The 3,168-nt window shown below is 57.0% G+C and carries 1 rRNA gene; it reads right to left on the minus strand.

Going from position 1 to position 3,168, the window contains the following annotated elements:
• Window positions 1-19 precede the first annotated feature (19 nt).
• A 23S ribosomal RNA gene (locus tag JT723_RS34495) occupies window positions 20-3,149 on the minus strand.
• Between the last annotated feature and the right edge of the window lie 19 nt (window positions 3,150-3,168).

The raw sequence follows: 3,168 nt of genomic DNA on the forward strand, positions 1-3,168 counted from the left end.
ACAGTGGACGCGAGCAACTGAGGACAAGCCCTCGGCCTATTAGTACCGGTCAGCTCCACCCCTTACAGGGCTTCCACATCCGGCCTATCAACCCAGTCGTCTACTGGGAGCCTTAACCCCTCAAAGGGGGTGGGAGCCCTCATCTCGAAGCAGGCTTCCCGCTTAGATGCTTTCAGCGGTTATCCCTCCCGAACGTAGCCAACCAGCCATGCCCTTGGCAGGACAACTGGCACACCAGAGGTTCGTCCGTCCCGGTCCTCTCGTACTAGGGACAGCCCTTCTCAAGACTCCTACGCGCACAGCGGATAGGGACCGAACTGTCTCACGACGTTCTAAACCCAGCTCGCGTACCGCTTTAATGGGCGAACAGCCCAACCCTTGGGACCGACTCCAGCCCCAGGATGCGACGAGCCGACATCGAGGTGCCAAACCATCCCGTCGATATGGACTCTTGGGGAAGATCAGCCTGTTATCCCCGGGGTACCTTTTATCCGTTGAGCGACGGCGCTTCCACAAGCCACCGCCGGATCACTAGTCCCTACTTTCGTACCTGCTCGACCCGTCAGTCTCACAGTCAAGCTCCCTTGTGCACTTACACTCAACACCTGATTGCCAACCAGGCTGAGGGAACCTTTGGGCGCCTCCGTTACCCTTTAGGAGGCAACCGCCCCAGTTAAACTACCCACCAGACACTGTCCCTGATCCGGATCACGGACCGAGGTTAGACATCCAGCACGACCAGAGTGGTATTTCAACGACGACTCCCACCAAGCTGGCGCTTGATGCTCAAAGTCTCCCACCTATCCTACACAAGCCGAACCGAACACCAATATCAAGCTATAGTAAAGGTCCCGGGGTCTTTCCGTCCTGCTGCGCGAAACGAGCATCTTTACTCGTAGTGCAATTTCACCGGGCCTATGGTTGAGACAGTCGAGAAGTCGTTACGCCATTCGTGCAGGTCGGAACTTACCCGACAAGGAATTTCGCTACCTTAGGATGGTTATAGTTACCACCGCCGTTTACTGGCGCTTAAGTTCTCAGCTTCGCCACACCGAAATGTGACTAACCGGTCCCCTTAACGTTCCAGCACCGGGCAGGCGTCAGTCCGTATACATCGCCTTACGGCTTCGCACGGACCTGTGTTTTTAGTAAACAGTCGCTTCTCGCTGGTCTCTGCGGCCACACCCAGCTCACCGTGCAAGACGGATCACCAGACATGGCCCCCCTTCTCCCGAAGTTACGGGGGCATTTTGCCGAGTTCCTTAACCATAGTTCACCCGAACGCCTCGGTATTCTCTACCTGACCACCTGAGTCGGTTTAGGGTACGGGCCGCCATAAAACTCGCTAGAGGCTTTTCTCGACAGCATAGGATCATCCACTTCACCACAATCGGCTCGGCATCAGGTCTCAGACTATGTGCCATCCGGATTTACCTGGATGACGTCCTACACCCTTACCCCGGGACAACCACCGCCCGGGCTGGACTACCTTCCTGCGTCACCCCATCACTTACCTACTACCCCCTCGGGTCAGCGGCTCCACCACTCCCCCTCACTCCGAAGAGATCAGGGGCGGCTTCACGGCCTTAGCATCAAAGGATTCAGCATTGGGCGCTTTACAGCGGGTACCGGAATATCAACCGGTTGTCCATCGACTACGCCTGTCGGCCTCGCCTTAGGTCCCGACTTACCCTGGGCAGATCAGCTTGACCCAGGAACCCTTAGTCAATCGGCGCAAGAGTTTCCCACTCTTGTATCGCTACTCATGCCTGCATTCTCACTCGTGAACCATCCACCACTGCCTTCCGGCGCGGCTTCACCCGGCACACGACGCTCCCCTACCCATCCGTACAGGCGTTAACCCGTAATGTACGAATGACACGACTTCGGCGGTACGCTTGAGCCCCGCTACATTGTCGGCGCGGAATCACTTGACCAGTGAGCTATTACGCACTCTTTCAAGGATGGCTGCTTCTAAGCCAACCTCCTGGTTGTCTCTGCGACTCCACATCCTTTCCCACTTAGCGTACGCTTAGGGGCCTTAGTCGATGCTCTGGGCTGTTTCCCTCTCGACCATGGAGCTTATCCCCCACAGTCTCACTGCCGCGCTCTCACTTACCGGCATTCGGAGTTTGGCTAAGGTCAGTAACCCGGCAGGGCCCATCGCCTATCCAGTGCTCTACCTCCGGCAAGAAACACACGACGCTGCACCTAAATGCATTTCGGGGAGAACCAGCTATCACGGAGTTTGATTGGCCTTTCACCCCTAACCACAGGTCATCCCCCAGGTTTTCAACCCTGGTGGGTTCGGTCCTCCACGACCTCTTACAGCCGCTTCAACCTGCCCATGGCTAGATCACTCCGCTTCGGGTCTTGAGCGTGCTACTCAAATCGCCCTGTTCGGACTCGCTTTCGCTACGGCTACCCCACACGGGTTAACCTCGCAACACACCGCAAACTCGCAGGCTCATTCTTCAAAAGGCACGCAGTCACGACGTTGAACGACAAGTCGTCCAACGCGACGCTCCCACGGCTTGTAGGCACACGGTTTCAGGTACTATTTCACTCCGCTCCCGCGGTACTTTTCACCATTCCCTCACGGTACTATCCGCTATCGGTCACCAGGGAATATTTAGGCTTAACGGGTGGTCCCGCCAGATTCACACAGGATTTCTCGGGCCCTGTGCTACTTGGGTGATCTCCAAGAGAGCCGCTCATGTTTCAGCTACGGGGGTCTTACCCTCTACGCCGGACCTTTCGCATGTCCTTCGCCTACACAAACGGTTTCTGACTCTCCGACCGGCCGGCAGACCGGTCAAGGAAACTCCCACGACCCCGTATACGCAACCCCTGCCGGGTATCACACGCATACGGTTTAGCCTCATCCGGTTTCGCTCGCCACTACTCCCGGAATCACGGTTGTTTTCTCTTCCTGCGGGTACTGAGATGTTTCACTTCCCCGCGTTCCCTCCACATACCCTATGTGTTCAGGTATGGGTGACAGCCCATGACGACTGCCGGGTTTCCCCATTCGGACACCCCCGGATCACAGCTCGGTTGACAGCTCCCCGGGGCCTATCGCGGCCTCCCACGTCCTTCATCGGTTCCTGGTGCCAAGGCATCCACCGTGCGCCCTTAAAAACTTGGCCACAGATGCTCGCGTCCACT

It is taken from the genome of Actinacidiphila bryophytorum (genome assembly GCF_016916835.1).
GTDB lineage: Bacteria > Actinomycetota > Actinomycetes > Streptomycetales > Streptomycetaceae > Actinacidiphila > Actinacidiphila bryophytorum.